Here is a 19,282-nt window from a genome sequence, read left to right on the forward strand (position 1 = left end):
GCCTACCTGATTTGACAATTGCAAACTGTAATGTTTGATGTTAAAAACGAAATAAATCACTATATTACGGCTTCAAGAAATGCAAAATTTTATTGGTAATTTATTCATTATCATCACCACAGCTATAAGCGTTGCCAGCCTTTTTCTGGGGTTATTTGCTTATAATAAAAAAATGAAAACAAAAGCAATACAAAAAATAGAACTCCTCATACCTAAAAAAAACAGAATAACCAAGTTTTCCGAGCAATGGGTAAGCGCTTTTTTCCTGGCATTCGGTAATCATGCATTCTCAAAAAGGCAATTAATTACCATCCCGTTTTTATTGGTTTTATATTCCAGTATCTTATTTGTAGTTTGGTATCTCTGGGTGCTGACTTTTAGAAATCCTGAGCACATCATTCCTCAACATCTGCCATTGACCATTGAAGTTGCTTTACATGACTTTATTCATTTTGGCTTTTGGTACTCTTTACTGCTTGATGTGATGTCAATTTATCTTATCAGAGCTTACATTAACGCAGGTCTATCGAAAGGGTTTTCGTCTGTAAAATCGATCGTTTATTTTTCTTCAATTGTTCTGGGTGTTATGCTCTCATTTACACTTATCATCACCCATCTTAAAAATGCTTCGATTGAGGACCTCTATATCCAGCAAGGCCTGTATTTTGAAGACAGACCTGTAATGACATGGAACCCGCTGGAAGTGATACGTTCTTCACTGGATTTCATCGATAACGAAACCATGATTATCTTTACCTCAAAAGGGGCAATATCTAACTACTTCATTCCGCAGGCGATCATGTTTTACCTTTCCATGTTTACGCAATTGACGCTGCTTATTGTTTTCATCAGCTATATGATCACAAAAATACTGCATAACATCCGAACGGTTGCCATCTGGACAGTCAAGTATTCTGGAACGGCTACGATGAATGCCATTGGTTTCATTCTTATCGCCGGTATTATTCTACTGGCTTTAATATATTTGTGTTTGTATGTCATATCGCTAATGGTTTAAAGATACGAAGTATTATGTCATCTGAAAGGGGTGAGGCGCTTTACCTCCCCGCCCCGCAGCGCTACAATGCCCGCCCTTAAAGTGGGGGATCTCCCCTTACCGCTGCACCAGGTGCATGCGGATCTGACCTGTCATCAGAACGAGAACAAACATGTTTAAACCGGAACTTCTTTCCCCGGCGGGAACGCTGCAAAATATGCGTTACGCTTTCGCCTATGGTGCCGACGCCGTTTACGCGGGCCAGCCGCGCTACTCGCTGCGCGTGCGTAACAACGAATTCAACCACGAGAATCTTCAGCTCGGCATCAACGAAGCGCATGCCCTGGGCAAAAAATTCTACGTGGTGGTGAACATCGCGCCGCACAACGCCAAGCTGAAAACGTTCATTCGCGACCTGAAGCCGGTCGTGGAGATGGGGCCGGACGCGCTGATCATGTCGGACCCGGGTTTAATCATGCTGGTTCGGGAGAATTTCCCGGAGATGGACATTCACCTCTCAGTGCAGGCTAACGCCGTCAACTGGGCAACGGTGAAATTCTGGAAACAGATGGGGCTGACCCGCGTCATTCTGTCCCGCGAGCTGTCCCTCGAAGAGATCGAAGAGATCCGCACCCAAGTGCCGGATATGGAGATCGAAATCTTCGTTCACGGCGCGCTGTGCATGGCCTACTCCGGCCGCTGCCTGCTCTCTGGCTACATCAACAAGCGTGACCCGAACCAGGGTACCTGCACCAACGCCTGCCGCTGGGAATATAACGTTCAGGAAGGGAAAGAGGATGACATCGGTAACATCGTGCATAAACACGAGCCGATTCCGGTCACCAACGTTGAGCCAACGCTGGGAATTGGCGCGCCTACCGACAGCGTGTTTATGATCGAAGAAGCCAAACGTCCGGGTGAGTACATGACCGCCTTCGAAGACGAGCACGGCACCTACATCATGAACTCTAAAGATCTGCGCGCCATCGCGCACGTCGAGCGTTTAACCAAGATGGGCGTACACTCCCTGAAAATTGAAGGCCGCACCAAGTCTTACTACTACTGCGCCCGTACCGCACAGGTATATCGCAAAGCCATCGACGATGCCGCTGCCGGTAAACCGTTCGACACCAGCCTGCTGGAAACGCTGGAAGGTCTGGCGCATCGCGGCTATACCGAAGGTTTCCTGCGTCGTCACACTCACGACGACTACCAGAACTACGAGCATGGCTATTCGATTTCCGAACGCCAGCAGTTTGTAGGCGACTTCACCGGCGAGCGTAAAGGCCCGCTGGCCGCCGTCGCCGTAAAAAACAAATTCACTAAAGGCGACAGCCTGGAGCTGATGACGCCGCAGGGCAACATGAACTTCCGACTGGAGCACCTGGAAAACAAAAAAGGTGAGGCGATTGAGGTCGCACCTGGCGACGGCCATGTGGTCTGGCTGCCGGTTCCTGAAGAGGTGGAGCTGGAGTTTGCGCTGCTGATGCGTAATTTTGAAGGTGAAAATACCCGAAATCCACACGGCAAATAGTCAATCAACGGGATTTTTTCACGCTGGGATAATTCTTAGAATCGGATCACATACCGCTTCGTTCAATACGGGTATTATCCCCCCGCTGAAAAACATAACCCATAAATGCTAGCTGTACCAGGAACCACCTCCTTAGCCTGCGTAATCTCCCTTACGCGGGCTTATTTTTTTTGTTAACTCCTGAAATTTTTCCCCCTGATAAATATGGCGTTGCATTGACCCGGGAAAGGTTTGTGTCAGCATTAGGCGTATCATCTAAGCAAATCGAACGAACAAAGGATCCTAATCACATTTTTTAATGGATTTGAGAGGGATGAACACTATTCGGAACATTCCTAATTTTAAGTGTTAACAGGACCTTTACTCTTGATTTATTAACAATCAACGTTTCACACGGACGGAGAGATGAAGTGACATTCACAGGACAATTTTCAAAGGATCTTCCAGATTACGAACTCGCACGCAGTCTTGGTCTTGCCTCTGGCGGCGATATAAATTTCACAGCACTTGCAGGTCAACTGGACTGTAGCAGAAATTTTAGCCAGGCCGGGATTATCTACTCAGACGGTACACGTCAGTGGCTAGTACGGCCATCAAGAAGGATTGCGACACCAAACGAAAGCTCGGTTAGTCATGTAGTCATAACCAAAGTAAATGCCGCATTAGTTAACCCTGTTCAGGCAACAACGGCGACGATTAATTCCCCTTCCCTGGCAACTGAAATTGGTTCAACGGCAATTTCCTGCGGAGCCGCAATTCTTACTGTTGTACTTGCGGCAGGGGCCGGTATGGCTATACCTCTCACTGCAGGGTCTTCCGGTGCTATAGCCGCTGTGATTTTAGCCGGTGGTGTAGCAACTGGAATTCAATGTGCAAATGGGCTTGGCCGACTATCGTTGATTGCTATGAATCATGATGATTACGTTGCGTGGATGGATTCCCAGGAGTGGTATACAGCAACCAACACAGCCCTGGATGCGATTTCTCTTGCCGGGGCTGCTGCGGGTTTAAAAAGCGCTGCATTAACATATCGCCTTCTTAACCGTTCATCGTCTGAGAGTTTGCTCTCCTTATTACAAAAAATGAGCCGGGCCGACCGTACGCGATTAACAGAGGAGATTATTCGTATCCGCAATCCCGGCATCTCGAATTCAGGTGTAAAAGCAGCAATGAAGGCAGGCGTGTATCCCAAACGTTATCCGTCAGAAGCGTTGCAGTTGCTCTTACAGCGTGAGTTGCTGAATACCATTTCAAATTCTTCTGCCTTCGTTGGAAGTGCCATCTCAGGAAATATCAGAAATCCACAGAATGTTGCACAAACGGGTAAATACATTTTTGGTTTAATTCAGTCTTTTTCATTTACAGGAAGTTATTGACCCGTCCATGATGAAATACATTAAAGATAGCCTTGCATTAAGTGCTTTGGTTAAAAGTAAAATGGCGACCGATGATCTCAACCAGCTTGAAACATTAAAAGAACAGTTAAAAGATCGGTTCGGCGTTCCTGTGGGCGTCCATATGACAGGAATTCCTTTGGCAGTGAGCACGTTACTGGCTATTTTTTGCTACGCCATGCTGCAAGTGTCCCTCTGGTTGTTGCTGTTTCGCTGGCTCGGCTTACCCGAATTTAAGGTTATGATGGGAGTATTCATTGCAGCGATTGTGTATTGTCTGGTAGTGATGAGCACGATGTTTCTGACTACACGAGGTTCTTTACCTGGATATAAACTGCATATTTTCGTCATTACGCTGACAGGCATAATGAGCATCATTTATTTCATCTGGACGGGGATTTCGCTTTTATTCGGCCCTGTTGAGAACTACACACCGCAAATAACCTCTTTGCTGGGGCTGGGATTTTTCTTTCTGAACATTATGTGGATGAATTCATCGATTTTTTACCGCTCCATTGCGCTAACGCTACATAATCGGGTCTGGCGTAAGCAGCTCAAAATCGAGGCAAGGCCAATGTCACACCTCAAACGTTGACCACAATAGTCAATTGAGCGGCAGTAGTATGCACTGTAAGCGCTACGGGGTTCTTTAGTCGATTTCAAAGCCCTTACGCGGGCTTATTTTTTGCCTTTCATCCTGTTCTTACCCGCTTTTTCCCTCTCTGGGATACACTCTTTCTATAGCTAAAAAAGGGAGCAACCCGGATGGCAACCTATCCAGACAGTTTATTAATTCTTAACGGCAAGAGTGCAGGCAACGATCTGCTGCGCCAGGCGATTACCGAATTGCGTGAAGATGGCGCGCGCATTCACGTGCGGGTGACCTTTGAAAAAGGCGATGCGGCGCGCTATATCGATGAAGGTATCAGGTTAGGCGCTGAGACCATCATTTCCGGCGGCGGCGACGGAACGATCAACGAGATCGCCGGTGCGCTCATTGACCTCAACGCCGCAGCTCGCCCGGCGATGGGGATTTTACCGCTCGGTACCGCCAACGATTTTGCCACCAGCGCCGGTATTCCGGAGGATGTAGGCAAAGCACTGCAACTGGCTATCCTCGGGAAAGCGACCGCCGTCGATATTGCGCAGGTGAATGAAAAAACCTGCTTTATCAATATGGCGACGGGCGGTTTCGGCACCCGCATTACCAGCGAAACGCCGGAAAAACTGAAGGCCGCGCTGGGCGGCGTTTCGTATCTCATCCATGGCCTAATGCGCATGGACACCCTCAAGCCCGACAGCTGTGAAATTCACGGTGAGAACTTCCACTGGCAGGGCGACGCGCTGGTGATTGGTATCGGCAACGGGCGGCAGGCGGGGGGCGGTCAGCAGCTTTGCCCGGAAGCATTGATCAACGACGGTCAATTACAGCTGCGTATTTTTACCGGCGACGGGCTGCTGCCTGCGCTGTTTACGACGCTGACGCAGCCAGAGGAGAGCCCCAATATCATCGACGGGAAATCCGCGTGGTTTGAAGTGATCGCCCCACACGGCATGACCTTTAACCTCGACGGAGAGCCGCTCAGCGGCGAGCGATTCCGCATTGAGGTCTTGCCCGGGGCGTTGCAGTGCCGTTTGCCGCCGGACTGTGTGCTGTTGCGCTGATTTTTTACAGCGTGCGCGATAATGCCCTCTCCCCACAGGGCTGAGGGTTCCCCAGTAATTTGAAATCAAAAGCGATAACGTTGCCTCAGAATAACTGAGGGCTTTCAGCGATGCCTCGGTCCGGCTGTAAATCGCTGAGGCGTTTCCTGTAGGCCGGGGCGAGGCGCAGGGATGCGCCGAGAGGGCGGGCTGTACAGGGATGTTACTTCCGCCCGTCCCCGATAAGCCGGAAGGAATAAGCCGAAGGGACCGCGAAGCGGCGATTTACCGCCGGGAGCCCGGGTCGCCAGGGTGGTGGCGACTGAGCCCCCCTCTCCTCAAGGGAGAGGGGGCCGTTTGTGCAGGCATTATTTTGTGAGGAACCCTCAGCCCACGGGGGAGAGGGATACGGTGGCGTCAGGCAATCGTGACTTTACTGTCCAGATAGACATCCTGAACCGCATTAATCAGCTTCACGCCGTCGGCCATGGATTTTTTAAACGCCTTACGGCCCAGGATCAGCCCCATACCGCCCGCACGTTTGTTAATGACCGCCGTGCGCACCGCGTCGGTCAGGTCGGTTTCACCGCCTGCCGCACCGCCGGAGTTAATCAGCCCGGCGCGGCCCATGTAGCAGTTCGCCAGCTGGTAGCGCACCAGATCGATCGGGTTGTCGCTGGTCAGCTTGCTGTACACGCGGTCGTCGGTATAGCCAAAGTTCACCGCTTTATAGCCGCCGTTATTCTCGGCCATTTTCTGCTTCACGATGTCCGCGCCGATGGTTGCCGCCAGGTGGTTTGCCTGACCGGTCAGATCCGCTGATACGTGGTAATCCACGCCGTCTTTCTTGAATGACGCGTTACGCAGATAGGCCCACAGCACGGTTACCATGCCCAGCTCGTGGGCACGCTCGAACGCCGCGGAGATTTCTTCAATCTGACGTCGCGACTGTTCAGAGCCGAAATAGATGGTTGCCCCGACCGCCACCGCGCCCATGTTGAACGCCTGCTCGACGCTGGCGTACAGCGTCTGGTCATATTCGGTTGGGTAGCTCAGGGTTTCGTTGTGGTTCAGCTTGACGAGGAACGGAATGCGGTGAGCATAGCGGCGAGAAACGGAGGCCAGCACGCCATACGTCGATGCCACACAGTTACACCCTGCTTCAATCGCCAGCTCGACAATGTTTTTCGGGTCAAAGTAGAGCGGGTTAGCAGCAAACGACGCTCCCGCCGAGTGCTCTACGCCCTGGTCAACGGGCAGAATGGAGAGATAGCCGGTCCCGCCCAGACGGCCGGTATTGTAAAGCGTCTGCATGTTTCGCAGTACGGCAGGCGGACGGTTGTTGTCAACCATGACCCGGTCTACGTAATCATGGCCAGGCAGATAAAGCTGGTCGGCTGGAATGGTCATACAACGATGCTGTAAAAGGCTGTCGGCGTCTTTGCCAAGCAGCTGCGCAATATCAGTCATAGTGATGCTCCCGTAAGTCCGACATGATGTCGGAGCGTGTGATCCAAGCCCACGTTTTTGCAGGCAGAGTAAGCCTGGTACCGACTTAACCTATTTTCCACCATTTGCAACTTTTTTAAGCACAATCTGCTGGCTCGTTTCGTGTACAACATTTTTGTTACACTGATCAAACAATCGCCTTAAAGGTATTTAAAAGGTATTATCACATGGTATGTTACATGCGTACCTCTGACATGCAGGATTAAAAAATGAAAACGAAAGTCCAACTGTCATTCATGATGTTCGTTGAATGGTTTATCTGGGGCGCATGGTTTGTGCCGCTGTGGCTGTGGCTGAGTAAGAGCGGGTTTACCGCCGGGGAAATTGGCTGGTCGTATGCCTGTACCGCGATTGCCGCGATCCTCTCTCCTATCTTGGTCGGCTCGCTGACGGACCGTTTCTTCGCCGCCCAGAAAGTGCTGGCCGTGCTGATGTTCGCTGGCGCGATTCTGATGTATTTCGCAGCACAGCAAACCCAGTTCAGCACCTTCTTCCCGCTGCTGCTGGCCTACTCCCTGACCTATATGCCGACCATCGCGCTGACCAACAGCATCGCCTTCGCAAACGTCGATGACGTAGAGGCTGATTTCCCGCGCATCCGCGTGATGGGCACCATCGGCTGGATTGCCTCCGGCCTGGCGTGCGGCTTCCTGCCGCAGATGATGGGCTATAGCGACATCTCTGACACCAATATTCCGCTGCTGATGACCGCTGCCAGCTCCCTTCTGCTTGGCGTCTTCGCGCTGTTCCTGCCGAATACCCCGCCGAAGAGTACCGGCAAGCTGGATTTCAAAGTGATGCTGGGGCTGGATGCGCTGATCCTGTTGCGCGATAAAAACTTCCTGGTGTTCTTCTTCTGCTCGTTCCTGTTCGCCATGCCGCTGGCCTTCTACTACATCTTTGCCAACGGCTATCTCACCGAAGTGGGGATGAAAAACGCCACCGGCTGGATGACCCTCGGCCAGTTCTCTGAAATCTTCTTCATGCTCGCTCTGCCGTTCTTTACCAAACGCTTTGGTATTAAGAAGGTCTTGCTGCTGGGTCTGATCACCGCCGCCATTCGCTACGGTTTCTTTGTTTACGGCGGCGCCGAGCAATACTTCACCTACGCCCTGCTGTTCCTCGGCATTCTGCTGCACGGCGTAAGCTATGACTTCTATTACGTCACCGCGTACATCTACGTGGATAAAAAAGCGCCCGTGCATATGCGCAACGCGGCGCAGGGCTTGATCACGCTGTGCTGTCAGGGCTTTGGTAGCCTGCTAGGTTACCGTCTCGGCGGCGTGATGATGGAAAAAATGTTCGCATATAAAGAGCCGGTGAATGGGCTGACCTTCAACTGGGCCGGAATGTGGACGTTTGGTGCAATCATGATTGTGGTGATTGCCGTGCTGTTTATGCTGTTTTTCCGCGAATCGGATAAAGAGATCACCGCAATTGAGGTGGTTGATGGCGATACCGCGCTGACACTAGGGGAAGTTAAATGAAACAAGACCGTATTCTCGGTGCTCTTTACGGGCAGGCGTTAGGGGATGCGATGGGGATGCCGTCGGAGCTGTGGCCGCGCAAGCGGGTGAAAGCGCACTTCGGCTGGATCGACCGTTTCTTACCCGGCCCGGCTGAGAATAATGCCGCCTGTTACTTTAAGCAGGCCGAATTTACGGATGATACGTCAATGGCGCTGTGCCTGGCCGACGCGATTATCGAATGCGACGGGGAAATTAACCCTGACGTTATCGGTAAGCATATTCTGGACTGGGCGCTGGATTTTGACGCGTTCAATAAGAATGTGCTCGGCCCGACCTCCAAAATTGCCCTGAACGCCATCCGTGACGGCAAGCCGGTGAGCCAGCTGGAGAACAACGGCGTCACCAACGGTGCGGCGATGCGCGCCTCCCCGCTGGGATGCCTGCTGCCGGCCACGCGTCTGGCGCACTTTGTGGAACAGGTTGCGTTAGCCTCCAGCCCGACCCATAAATCGGATCTCGCCATCGCCGGTGCGGTGGTGATCGCCTGGGCGGTTTCACGCGCTATCGACGGCGAGCGCTGGCATCACATCGCCGATGCCCTGCCGGGTATTGCCCGTGCGGCGCAGGAGGCGAACACGACCACCTTCAGCGCATCGCTTTCCGCTCGTATTGAGCTGGCCCTGAAAACCGTGCGCGAAGCCAACGGTACCGAGTCCGCCAGCGAGCAGATCTATCAGCTTATTGGCGCGGGCACGAGCACCCTTGAGTCCGTTCCGGCGGCGATTGCGATGGTCGAACTCGCGGGCACCGATCCGAACCGCTGCGCGGTGTTATGCGCCAACCTGGGCGGTGATACTGACACTATCGGCGCGATGGCAACGGCCATCTGCGGTGCGCTGCACGGTGTACAGGCCATTGATCCGGCACTCAAAAACGAACTTGATGCCGTAAACCGGCTCGATTTCGGCCACTACTGTGAAAAACTGCTGCACTTCCGGGAGCACAGGGAGGGCGTATGAGTGCTTTTGCCCGCCGTCTCGAAACCCTTCACGCCACGCGTCCCGTAACGGTGCTCGGCGCGGCGGTCATCGACGTGATTGCCGACGCCTACGCCCTGCCCTGGCGCGGGTGTGATATCGAACTGAAGCAACAGGGAGTGAATATTGGCGGCTGCGCGCTGAATATCGCCATCGCTCTAAAGCGGCTCGGCATTGCTGCGCAAAACGCGCTTCCTGTCGGCCACGGCGTGTGGGCCGATATTATCCGTAACGCCATGGCGAAGCAGGATCTGCACAGCGCCGTGGAAGCGGAAACGGGTGATAACGGCTGGTGCCTGGCGCTGGTGGAGCCTGACGGTGAACGGACCTTTATGTCGTTCAGCGGCGTGGAGAATCAGTGGCAGCAGCGCTGGCTGGACGGGTTAAGCGTGCCGGCAGGGAGCCTGATCTCTTTGTCCGGCTACCAGCTGGCGTCCCCCAGCGGTGAGCTGCTGACGGCCTGGCTGGAAAGTCTTCAGGATGCGACGCTCTTTATCGATTTCGGTCCGCGCATCGCGGATATTCCCGACCCGCTGATGGCAAGGATTATGGCCTGCAAACCGATTGTCTCGCTTAATCGTCAGGAGGCGGAACTTGCCGCAGAATGGCTTGGCGTAAGCGTGGAAGAGCTCGGCACACGGTGGCAGCAGAGGTTTGGCGCTGCGCTGATCGTACGCCATGATAAAGACGGGGCGGTCTGGTATGACGGTGACGCTTCCGGACACGTTCCGGCGTTTCCTGCTACCGTGGTCGATACCATCGGCGCGGGTGACAGCCATGCGGGAGGTACCCTTGCCGGTCTGGCCGCGGGATGGTCACTGCCAGAGGCGGTGCAGCTTGGCAATGCCGTAGCCGCCTGGGTAGTCAGCCATCGCGGTGGCGACTGCGCCCCCACGCGCGAGGCCCTACTCCTCGCACACAAAGACGTATAGGTCGCTGCGGCAGTAGCTGATGCTGTACTCAATTGGCCGGTGCTGTTGATCGAGCGCGACTTGCTTGATCACCAGCACCGGTATCTTATCGTCCATCTTGATATGCGCCTGAAACTCGCTGTCCGGCATCCGGGCGCTGACGCGGGACCGGGTGCGCTGCGGAAAGATATTCTGGCTGCGGAAGTAATCATAAAGCGAGACGCCAATGTCGTCCGGGTTGGGAATTAATCCTACTGGTACCCAGGACTCCTCTATCGATACTGCATCGTCATCCACATAGCGGATGCGCTTAAGCAGAAATACATCACTGTCTGGCGCAAGGGAAAGGTGGCGGGCGATCTCCTCCGGACATTTCACGACGCGTTTATTAACCCACAGCGTGTTGGGCGTTTTGCCCCGCAGCACCACCTGCTGAGAAAACCCGCGCGCCTCTTTTAGCGAATATTCAAAGATATTGTTGATTTGCGTCCCGTATCCACGCGCGCGGGTGACGACGCCAGCCTCTTCCAGCGCCTGCATCGCTTTACGCACCGTAATGCGCGACACACCGGCAAGCTGGCTCAGATCGCGCTCGCCAGGCAAAATATTACCGTGCGCGAGCACGCCGCTGCGTACCGCGTTTTTAACCGTTTCGGCAAATTTCAGATACAGCGGCGTGTTGTCCGGTGCGGCAATTCGTTCCTTGAGTTGAGCAATTAACCGGGTATGCGCTTGTTCCATCTCTGTTTTTCTCTGGCATAAGGTTTTATGCCAGTATACGGCTTACCACCATGCATGAAAATGGTGAACCGGCCCAATACCGTGACCCACTTCCAGAGAATCGGCTTTTGCCAGCGCGTCCGAGAGCCAGATCTTCGCCTCCTGTACCGTATCCGCCCAGTTCGCGTTTCGGGGACGCAGCGCCGCCAGCGCCGCCGAGAGCGTACAGCCCGTGCCGTGGGTGTTTTTGGTCCGTACGCGCGGGGCGGTGAAACGTTGCGCGCCATCGTGGGTGAAGAGCCAGTCCGGGCTTTCTGCATCATCGAGATGACCGCCTTTCATCAGTACCGCGCGACACCCCATCGCCAGCAGCGCATTGCCCTGCTCTTTCATTTCACGTTCGTTTTGCGCGTGTGGCGCATCCAGCAGCGCGGCGGCCTCAGGCAGGTTTGGCGTGATCAGCGCCACCTGCGGCAGCAGCTTTTTACGCAGGGTGTCGACGGCCGAGGCGGAGAGCAGCGGATCGCCGCTTTTGGCCAGCATCACGGTATCGAGCACCACGTTTTTTATCTGATAACGTTTGAGACGTTCCGCGACCGCTTCAACAATGTCCGCCTCTGCGAGCATGCCAATTTTGGTGGTGTCGATACGTACATCGCTGAATACCGAATCCAGCTGTGCGGCGACAAAATCCGGCTCAATGCGATACACCGACTGTACACCGCGCGTGTTTTGCGCCACCAGCGCGGTGATAACCGAGCATCCATAAGCGCCGAGCGCAGAGAAGGTTTTCAGGTCTGCCTGGATCCCCGCTCCGCCGCTGGGATCGGTTCCCGCAATAGTCAGGGCATTTATGCGTGTCATACCTGTTCCTCCAGCGCGTAAAGCGCGTCCAGAAACGCGGAGGAAAAGCTGCCGGGCCCCCGGCTTTGAGTCAGGGCAACTGACCCTGCGCGCTTCATAAAGCCGCAGGCAGCCGTCGCGTTATCAAGCCTGTCGCCAGGCAGCGAGCAGCAGGCGGCGACGACCGCCGAGAGCGCACAGCCAGTTCCTACCACGCGGGTCATCAGCAGGTCGCCGCCCGCGACCGTACGGGTTCGCTGACCATCAGTGATGTGATCCACTTCTCCTGTGACGACCACAACGGCATGGGTCTGACGGGCGAGCGTCTGCGCAGCGGTCAACGCGCTCGCTGCCGTATCGGTGGAATCAACCCCGCGCCCGCCCGCACTCATTCCGGCAAGGGCGAGGATTTCGGAGGCGTTTCCACGAATGGCCGCAGGTTTAAGGGATAATATTTGCTGGCAAAAACGGGTGCGGAACGCCAGCGCGCCAACCGCAACCGGATCCAGAACCCAGGGTGTGCCCGCGGCTACAGCGCTCTCAATAGCCCGACGCATCGACTGGGCGCGCGGTGCGGTGAGTGTACCCACGTTGATGAGCAGAGCATCGGCAAGCGCGGCAAACTGTTCCGCTTCCTCGGCTTCGATCACCATTGCCGGGGAAGCGCCCAGCGCGAGCAGCACGTTGGCGGTGAAGGTCTGCACGACATCGTTGGTCATACAGTGCGTGAGCGGGGAACGGGTTCGGAATTGATGTAAAACGTGTGAGTCGAGCAGGTCAGGCTGCATGGTTTCGCTCCTGCCGTGCGTGAAGAAGCGATGACCGGGTAGGCATCTGACTTCCCTACGCTGGCATTATCCAGATCAGGTAATACGGGTATTTCTCAGCCTTCACAAAGAAGGGCACCCCGAGTCAAATAAAACAAAATCAAAAGCTTGCGATTAACGTCCCGTTAATCCCTGTTCTGGATCATGCCAGCGGGAAGCCAAAGACTCAACCCTAAAAAATCCTCTGTGTCCCAGTTTGTGTCTCACGTTGTGACCCACAGATAAATGGCAGGCACAAAAAAAAACCGCCCATAAGGCGGCTTAAGTAAATTATTCAGTCGTGAAGATTTAAATGAAATTTATTTTCTGCATACGCTTTCTTCATGCAGTCGAAGTGCTTTTGCCAATTCCAATTGGAATGCAAAGGAAAGACGGGAACGGCTGATCTTGATACCGTCAATAATGATGTATGTAGGGTAAACAGTGACCATGCGGCCCAAGTATTGGAAGTGTTTAGGGTGGTTTGCTTTATCGTTATTCATTGTGTGCCATCCGTCTGGGTGGGGGGTAATCCCGGCAACGGATGATTGATCTAAAATCGATCAAAATCAATAACTTAACAGATCACCAAATCCAGGGGGTGTACATTGGCAAGCCTCCCTCAGCCTAACCTATACACGAACAGAAAATAGGGGCGGATTCCTTCCAGTTGGGTGGGAAAATATCCGGGAGTTTGGATATTGTTGCTAGGCCCCTCGATCTGAGGCCCCGGGTGATGAGAGTATTTTCGCCAAATATCTGGGGGCACTCCCTACCGGATGGCCTGCATTCTGGTCAAACATTGTCCAACCTTCCGCTCTTACAGTGCGCTCGCTCAGATATCCCTTTATTCTCAATTACTTAATAACAACACAATACCATTCTGTCCTTTTACCCTATGGACCAGTGGCCCCGCCGGGCCACCCTGGAGGCGTCCGCCTCCCCTGTGCGCCTGTGGCGCGTTATTTTGTGGCAAGCAATACAAACCCACAGGGTTAAGAGTTGTAGCGCCACAGGCGCATACAGAAAGCGGGTCTACAGAGGCCCTCTGAGGGGCGAAGGCTTTCGCCCCGGTTGGTATTGAGAATAGCTATCGTTTACAAATGATATTGATTCTCATATGTGGATAAAAAAGCTGGGAATTTTTTCTTGAGGGTAAATTGAAAATTTGCCAGGCAACACCATTACGAAATAACAATTAATTTCCCACAAATACAGTAACTTAAAGGCGCTGGGGGAGTCAAATCACCTTACCCGCCTTGTGGTGATAGTTCATTAAGTAACCATCTTTTACCCACATAAACAGCCCATTACCTCCCCTGCTGGGTCATTACTCTGCCATTAAACGCGATTAAACCCGATTTAATTCACTAAAAAGACATATCTTAAAATTAATCATTTTTGTAGTTTACAAGTGACTGTTTTTGATCAATAATTGATCACAGTTAGGTTCTGGAGGGTACAGAATGAATTTCGTAGAGGGCTGTAAATCAGTTCAGGAAGTGAAAGCGGTAGCGACAGAGTTACTCAAACAGGGCAAGGGGCTGACGCTTTACCGTGACGCCTGGTTGCTGGGTTATGAATTAATGCTGAGGGTGTCGGATCTGCGCTCTATCCGTTATGACGACATCAAAGGCGATCACCTTGTCCTGTCCCAACAGAAAACAGGTGAATCTGTCCGAGTGAGGCTCACCGATACCGCTAAACGCATCATAGCGGCCCGGAGAGAGGCGAACCCTGATCATGTGTACCTCTTACAGTTGGACAGCCACAGGAGCAAGGGAAAGCCTGTGAGCCGCTCTAAATTGCATGAGGAAATTAGCTACGCCGGGGAAAAGCTGGGGCTGAATCTTTCGACCCACAGCATGAGGAAGAGTAAACCAACTATCGGATATGACAATGGGGAGGATATAGCCGTAATCAGTAAGGCATTGGGGCACAAATCGTTATCCAGTACGCTCCATTACATTGGGGCCACACAACGCAAAGTAGATGATTTTAGTGATAAATATTCAATAGAGGATCTGTTATGAAAAGCCAGGATATTAGAAAGTATAAAAGAGAAAAGGCTCCCACTAGGGGAGCCTTTTTTGTATGGGCGGTTAGTTCGGCCCGCCCTGCATCAGCATGTTGAAAGCCTGCTGGTTGTTGGTCTCAACTTCAGAGCGGACCAGATCCCTAACCTGCCCATCCTGCACTTTCACATTGACGTTCACGTTAAGCGGCTGGTTTAGCCACGCTGGCGGCGTCATCAGTGGATTACCTGCCATATCAACTTTAAGCTGTGGCGCTGTAATCGTCGGCGCAGGAGGAACATAACCCGGATTGGAGTAAGAGCTTACCCACCCTGTTTTCTCTTCTGGTTTGGCAAAGTTTGGATTGGTCGGAAGATCTGGGCTGTGGATGAAATCCCACAGTTTACCCAGCGGGCTATCTTTCTTCAGATTGCCCCCGGCGGTGGTGTCCTGTCCATACATGGCGTCGTTAGCGTCCATGACTTTATCCCAGGCATAATCCCCACCTACCGAACCGATCGCAATGCCCCAGCCAACAGGACCGCCAGAGAGAGCCGCAAGGCCCCCGGCCTTACCAACTTTCGGACCCCGGCCCGGTTTGTTTGGCTTCTCTTTACCTTCCCCACCAGATCCGCCAGTTGTAGCGGCTTCAATGCCACCAATAGCGGCGATCCCTTTCATGACCCCCAGTAATTTGGTTAGTGGGTTAAGCATGGTCAACAACCATTTAAAGGCACCGCCCAACTTCCAGATAGACCCGGCGAACAGAGCCACCCCGGCGGCGTATACTGCCATTTCGCCCCAGGATTTAAGCTGCTCACCAGTGATCCCCATCTTGCTGGCGTAATACTCAATAATGCGGAAGGTCAGGATCACAGTGTCATGCAACTCTGTAAACGCATCTGTGGCACCCTCAACAATTTTCCCGGCGATATGCCCGAACATCTCAAAGGCCCCACCAGAGCCGTTAACAGCGGCGCTGATAGCGTCGAAAGCGCTGGTTAGTGAGTTACCAAAGCCAGAAGTAAAAAACACGTTCATAGCGTTCTGCATACTGGTTTGCAGGCGCTGCCAGCTTGCCCGGTTGGACTTCATAGCCTTATCCAGAGCGCCACCGTTACGAGCTGCGGCTTTCATCTGTTTCGCCACTTCCGGGAGGATGTCCTTAGAGAACAGCTTCCCTTGTTGCATCAGGTCAAACAGATCCTTTTCTGTCAGGTCTGTACGGCCTTTCATCTGGTTAAGAGCCTTAACGAACAGCCCCACAGCGCCCGGAAGAGCTTCAGACAATTGGCCTTTGAGTTCTTCACTCATTACCGTGCCTTTAGACATCATCTGATTCAAACTACGCAAGGCGCGTGATTGGGATTCGGAGTCTGCACCAGTAACAAGGCCCCATTCACTTGCACCCTCAAAGATGGATCGCATCTGGTCTTTAGGGAGCTTGTCACCAACAGCGGCGGCAAACTGGGTATAGTCTTTACTGGTCTTGAGTAAATCCAGGCCCAAACGGTTGGACTGATCACGGAGATAATCAAACTCTTTAGCGGCCTTATCTGTGGAACCGGTGATCGCTATCAGACCAGAAAGCGCGGATTCAAAATCCTGCCCGGTGTTCATGATCTTGCCGGAGAGCGCCACAGTTGCGGCAATGGTGATCGCCCCGCCTGCACCCTCGATCATGGAGGTGTCCAGTTTGTTAACTTTGGCGGTTACTGGAATTGTGGCTCCCCTCATGCCTACCCGGCCTTGCTGGCGCATGGTTTGCTGAAGGCGTGACACTCTGGCGTTATATTCCTGCAATGCCATAGACCCGGCGTGATACTGGCGGGTAAGCTGTCCAAACTCCTGGAGGTGTCCAGCACGTTGGGCCGGGGTAACATTGGCGTTAGCGGCTGAAGTGCTGAAGCGGATAGCTTTAGCGCGGATTGTCTGGAGTTTACGCTCCGCTACCAGTTGGGCTTTTGCCGCTTTGGCTTCCGTTGCGGCTTTAGCTTTGGCCTCTGCCATTGCCGCTTTTGCGGCTTCATCCTGCTGTTTGCGGCGGGCTTTGGTATAGCCGTTTTCCTCAAACTTGAGGCGTAGGGGCTTCATCTTGGACGCTACTTTGTCCCACTCTTTCCCCACACTGCGGATCTTGCCTACCGTCTTTTTGTAGCTACTTGAATCTACAGTAAAAATTGTACGGTTTACGGTTTTCGTGATGATCACGTTTCCACTTGCCATTATTCAGCCCCTTCCAGTTTGGTAGCCATAAGCGGACGGCTTGCCTTGTTAATGTTCACACGGCGGAGACCTTCCACAGATTTAGTTAGCAGTGATACAGAGCGCCCGTTAGCGCTGAACCCCTGATCCTTGTGACACAATGCAATTCCACGGCTTTTTACATTCCGGGCCGGGCCTGATTCTGGACCCTCTGAGAGGGTTTCTTTGTACTGGTCGATCAATGCTTCCAGTTCTGACAGAGCGGCGGCTGATTTAGTCACTTCGGCCTGTGTGGCTTTCTGACGTTCCAACGCTTTGGCCTGTTCCAGTTGGGCCAAAAGTGTTTTGTATGCTTCCATGAGGTGATCCTTACTTAGCGAGAGGGCAAAAGAGAAAATAGAGATTTATTAGGGCGTAGAGCGTCCACAGGGACCAACGCCCGAAAAGGAGAAATAAAAGTTTCAATGGAGTTAGGCCCGGCGGGCCGGGGGGTGGTTATGCGGCTCGTTTGGAGGAGATGATCACTGTGCGGAGTTCCTTCCGCCCGGCGCTAATAATCTTGCGTACTCGTGTCATGCTGGTTCCCAACTTGTAAACCGGGTTGGCTAGATAGCGAGGCGCTCGGAGGTTAGCCAAAACTTGATCGTATGGAAGCATCTGATCCACAAGATAGCGGGCCGGGGCCACACGGGTGAGCGTCTGCACCGTCTTGACGTTGATCCCCAACATCTCACCAATCATCTGATCCGGGAGATTGTCCGCTTTCATCTGCTGAATCATCACGGCTTTCTCGGGAAGGGTCAGCACGGCCTTTTGATACTTCACAGGGTTGTATTCCCGTTTCATCTTCAGGGCATACGCTAACGACACATTGAAAGCTGAACAGATCGCCTTAGCACTATGACCCATCACACAGGCCCGCTTGATTTGGACGATTTGATCCGTTGTCAGCTTCTTTTCATCCATCAGGGGGCGCGGCTTGCTGGTTGCCAGCTTCAGAGAGAGGGCGGCGATCTTCTCTTCCTCTTCCGGGGTTAATGCTTTCACTTCAGTTGTGATAATGCTCAAGAGAATCTCCTATCAGAGGGGTTGACTTCACACGGGGGATTTGACAAAATGAGGATAATGGGGATTTTTATTTGAAATTTAACAAAATCAAAAAGCTGGGTCTAAATCCCAATACCTGTATGGCTCCTTGATTTCCCCTCTTGGGTATGGCGTCACCGCTGGCACCACAGAGGCCGTTTCCCCCGGTTGGGGATCAGCTTGTACAAGCCCCTCTCCCACCGTTTCCACCTTCTCACTGTAAACCGTCATCAATGTGATCGGCGTGGTAGGTCCTGGCGTTGCTGGCACAATCTCCGGCGCTTCAGGCGCTTCTACAGGCTCCGCCGTGTGGTTGGGTTCCTGCATTTCTTCCCGCTCCGCTGTGGCCTTCTGCGGCTGTTCCTGCGGTGCTTCCGCTTCCACTGTACCCACCATTTCCGGGGTGATCGGGTTTACAGTGTAATGGCACGTCTTGCCGCCGATCTGCCCGGTCTTGTTGATCAGGCCCATCTCCACCATTTCCCGAAGCAAATTCCTAACTGATCGGTCAGTCAGGCCCAAACGGCGGGATAAAAGCTCCTGTGAGAAATAGGCGGTTTGCCCATTGGTCTGGTAACCCTCGATCAGTGCATAGGTGTAAACCATGTTCATGGTGAATACCTTGCCGTTGATCTTCTCAATGTCTGCCAGTTCGTGACAAACGGCGGTAAATGGCTTACTTGCTGTTGCTGGCATTCTGTTTTCCTTCTGCGGAAGCGACTAAAAGAGGATGGTTTTTCAGGTAGGCGGCTAACGCCTCCTTTACGATGGTATGAGGGGCACCACCGCCCGCCCTTACCAGTGCATAAAGCTGATCGGCTTGTTCTTTCGGAAAATCAATTTTCAAAGGTTAATCTCCTTCAGTTCGTCGATGTCATCGGCTGACAGACTCAGGCCGAAAAATTCACCCCACCATTTCGCCGGGGCCGTGATCGCCGGATTTCCCAGCGTCACCCTTCTGGACGGCTCAACCTGCTGTAACATGCTGTAAATGTCGTCATACAATCCGGGGGCGCTGTCGTCATCCCGGATCGAGTTAATGATCTGTGAGGCGTACCCATTCACAAGGCGACTTTCCGAAAGATCCGTAAACTGGTGCAACATATTTCCCC

Annotated in this window: 19 protein-coding genes and 1 riboswitch; of the genes, 9 read left to right on the top strand and 10 right to left on the bottom strand. The window is 53.0% G+C overall.

Annotated features, from left to right (window positions below; all coding sequences use genetic code 11):
- The first annotated feature begins 79 nt into the window (after positions 1-79).
- From BFV63_RS14430 to yegS, 5 genes are all read left to right on the top strand, one after another.
- Entirely contained in the window at positions 80-1,018 is a 939-nt protein-coding gene (locus tag BFV63_RS14430; RefSeq protein ID WP_045350251.1) for a hypothetical protein, read from the top strand.
- Between the two features lie 151 nt (positions 1,019-1,169).
- Positions 1,170-2,531, top strand: coding sequence for a prephenate-dependent tRNA uridine(34) hydroxylase TrhP (gene trhP, locus BFV63_RS14435; protein ID WP_022651495.1), 1,362 nt, complete (start codon positions 1,170-1,172; stop codon positions 2,529-2,531).
- 410 nt (positions 2,532-2,941) lie between these two features.
- Positions 2,942-3,907: an Ssp4 family T6SS effector gene (locus tag BFV63_RS23190; protein WP_032609677.1), complete on the top strand. Its 966-nt coding sequence runs from the start codon at positions 2,942-2,944 to the stop codon at positions 3,905-3,907.
- Positions 3,908-3,914: 7 nt separating this feature from the next.
- A complete protein-coding gene (locus BFV63_RS14445) occupies positions 3,915-4,520 on the top strand; it encodes a hypothetical protein (RefSeq protein ID WP_049126625.1) in 606 nt (201 codons plus the stop codon).
- 170 nt (positions 4,521-4,690) lie between these two features.
- Positions 4,691-5,590, top strand: a complete 900-nt coding sequence (gene yegS / locus BFV63_RS14450; RefSeq protein WP_048240479.1) for a lipid kinase YegS — start codon at positions 4,691-4,693, stop codon at positions 5,588-5,590.
- 396 nt (positions 5,591-5,986) lie between these two features.
- On the opposite strand, the gene fbaB is transcribed toward yegS, so the two are convergent.
- Positions 5,987-7,039, bottom strand: a complete 1,053-nt coding sequence (gene fbaB / locus BFV63_RS14455; RefSeq protein ID WP_000129585.1) for a class I fructose-bisphosphate aldolase — start codon at positions 7,037-7,039, stop codon at positions 5,987-5,989.
- 248 nt (positions 7,040-7,287) lie between these two features.
- Here fbaB and BFV63_RS14460 point away from each other — a divergent pair, with 248 nt between their 5' ends.
- The 3 genes from BFV63_RS14460 to BFV63_RS14470 are packed head-to-tail and all read left to right on the top strand — an operon-like array spanning position 7,288 to position 10,516.
- Complete coding sequence (locus BFV63_RS14460) at positions 7,288-8,565, top strand: nucleoside permease (RefSeq protein ID WP_048240478.1); 1,278 nt, start codon at positions 7,288-7,290, stop codon at positions 8,563-8,565.
- Positions 8,562-9,566 (top strand): ADP-ribosylglycohydrolase family protein, encoded by a 1,005-nt coding sequence (locus BFV63_RS14465; protein ID WP_032609678.1) that lies wholly within the window; start codon positions 8,562-8,564, stop codon positions 9,564-9,566. Before BFV63_RS14460 ends, BFV63_RS14465 begins: the two co-directional genes overlap by 4 nt.
- Entirely contained in the window at positions 9,563-10,516 is a 954-nt protein-coding gene (locus tag BFV63_RS14470) for a PfkB family carbohydrate kinase (RefSeq protein WP_045337646.1), read from the top strand. Before BFV63_RS14465 ends, BFV63_RS14470 begins: the two co-directional genes overlap by 4 nt.
- Here the strand turns inward: BFV63_RS14470 and BFV63_RS14475 are convergent.
- From BFV63_RS14475 to thiM, 3 genes are read right to left on the bottom strand one after another with little or no spacing between them, the layout of a single operon-like run.
- Entirely contained in the window at positions 10,490-11,236 is a 747-nt protein-coding gene (locus BFV63_RS14475) for a GntR family transcriptional regulator (RefSeq protein WP_003859242.1), read from the bottom strand. The genes BFV63_RS14470 and BFV63_RS14475 overlap by 27 nt on opposite strands.
- Positions 11,237-11,278: 42 nt before the next feature.
- On the bottom strand, positions 11,279-12,079 hold the full coding sequence (thiD, locus tag BFV63_RS14480; protein ID WP_023324951.1) for a bifunctional hydroxymethylpyrimidine kinase/phosphomethylpyrimidine kinase: 801 nt from the start codon (positions 12,077-12,079) through the stop codon (positions 11,279-11,281).
- Positions 12,076-12,846 (bottom strand): hydroxyethylthiazole kinase, encoded by a 771-nt coding sequence (gene thiM / locus BFV63_RS14485; RefSeq protein ID WP_032609682.1) that lies wholly within the window; start codon positions 12,844-12,846, stop codon positions 12,076-12,078. Before thiM ends, thiD begins: the two co-directional genes overlap by 4 nt.
- A gap of 35 nt (positions 12,847-12,881) precedes the next feature.
- Positions 12,882-12,978, bottom strand: a riboswitch (TPP riboswitch).
- A gap of 1,352 nt (positions 12,979-14,330) precedes the next feature.
- On the opposite strand from thiM, the gene BFV63_RS14490 reads away from it, so the two are divergent.
- Positions 14,331-14,897, top strand: a complete 567-nt coding sequence (locus BFV63_RS14490; RefSeq protein ID WP_032984030.1) for a tyrosine-type recombinase/integrase — start codon at positions 14,331-14,333, stop codon at positions 14,895-14,897.
- 69 nt (positions 14,898-14,966) lie between these two features.
- Here the strand turns inward: BFV63_RS14490 and BFV63_RS23440 are convergent, their stop codons facing one another.
- From BFV63_RS23440 to BFV63_RS14515, 6 genes are all read right to left on the bottom strand, one after another.
- Positions 14,967-17,105 carry a tape measure protein gene (locus BFV63_RS23440; protein WP_234794285.1) on the bottom strand — a complete coding sequence of 713 codons (2,139 nt, stop codon included), beginning with the start codon at positions 17,103-17,105 and terminating at the stop codon, positions 14,967-14,969.
- Positions 17,105-17,443 carry a phiTE-211 family phage-derived protein gene (locus BFV63_RS14500; RefSeq protein ID WP_069597554.1) on the bottom strand — a complete coding sequence of 113 codons (339 nt, stop codon included), beginning with the start codon at positions 17,441-17,443 and terminating at the stop codon, positions 17,105-17,107. The genes BFV63_RS23440 and BFV63_RS14500 overlap by 1 nt, the downstream gene beginning before the upstream one ends.
- Positions 17,444-17,579: 136 nt before the next feature.
- The gene (locus BFV63_RS14505; RefSeq protein WP_069597555.1) at positions 17,580-18,152 is read right to left on the bottom strand and encodes a hypothetical protein; all 573 of its coding nucleotides are present in this window, start codon (positions 18,150-18,152) and stop codon (positions 17,580-17,582) included.
- 87 nt (positions 18,153-18,239) lie between these two features.
- Entirely contained in the window at positions 18,240-18,866 is a 627-nt protein-coding gene (locus BFV63_RS14510) for a helix-turn-helix domain-containing protein (RefSeq protein ID WP_069597556.1), read from the bottom strand.
- The gene (locus BFV63_RS23250) at positions 18,847-19,017 is read right to left on the bottom strand and encodes a hypothetical protein (protein WP_007777902.1); all 171 of its coding nucleotides are present in this window, start codon (positions 19,015-19,017) and stop codon (positions 18,847-18,849) included. The genes BFV63_RS14510 and BFV63_RS23250 overlap by 20 nt, the downstream gene beginning before the upstream one ends.
- Complete coding sequence (locus tag BFV63_RS14515) at positions 19,014-19,274, bottom strand: hypothetical protein (protein ID WP_063867909.1); 261 nt, start codon at positions 19,272-19,274, stop codon at positions 19,014-19,016. Before BFV63_RS14515 ends, BFV63_RS23250 begins: the two co-directional genes overlap by 4 nt.
- Positions 19,275-19,282 lie beyond the last annotated feature (8 nt).

The sequence above is a fragment of the Enterobacter hormaechei subsp. xiangfangensis genome, from assembly GCF_001729785.1.
GTDB classification, from domain to species: Bacteria; Pseudomonadota; Gammaproteobacteria; order Enterobacterales; family Enterobacteriaceae; genus Enterobacter; species Enterobacter hormaechei_C.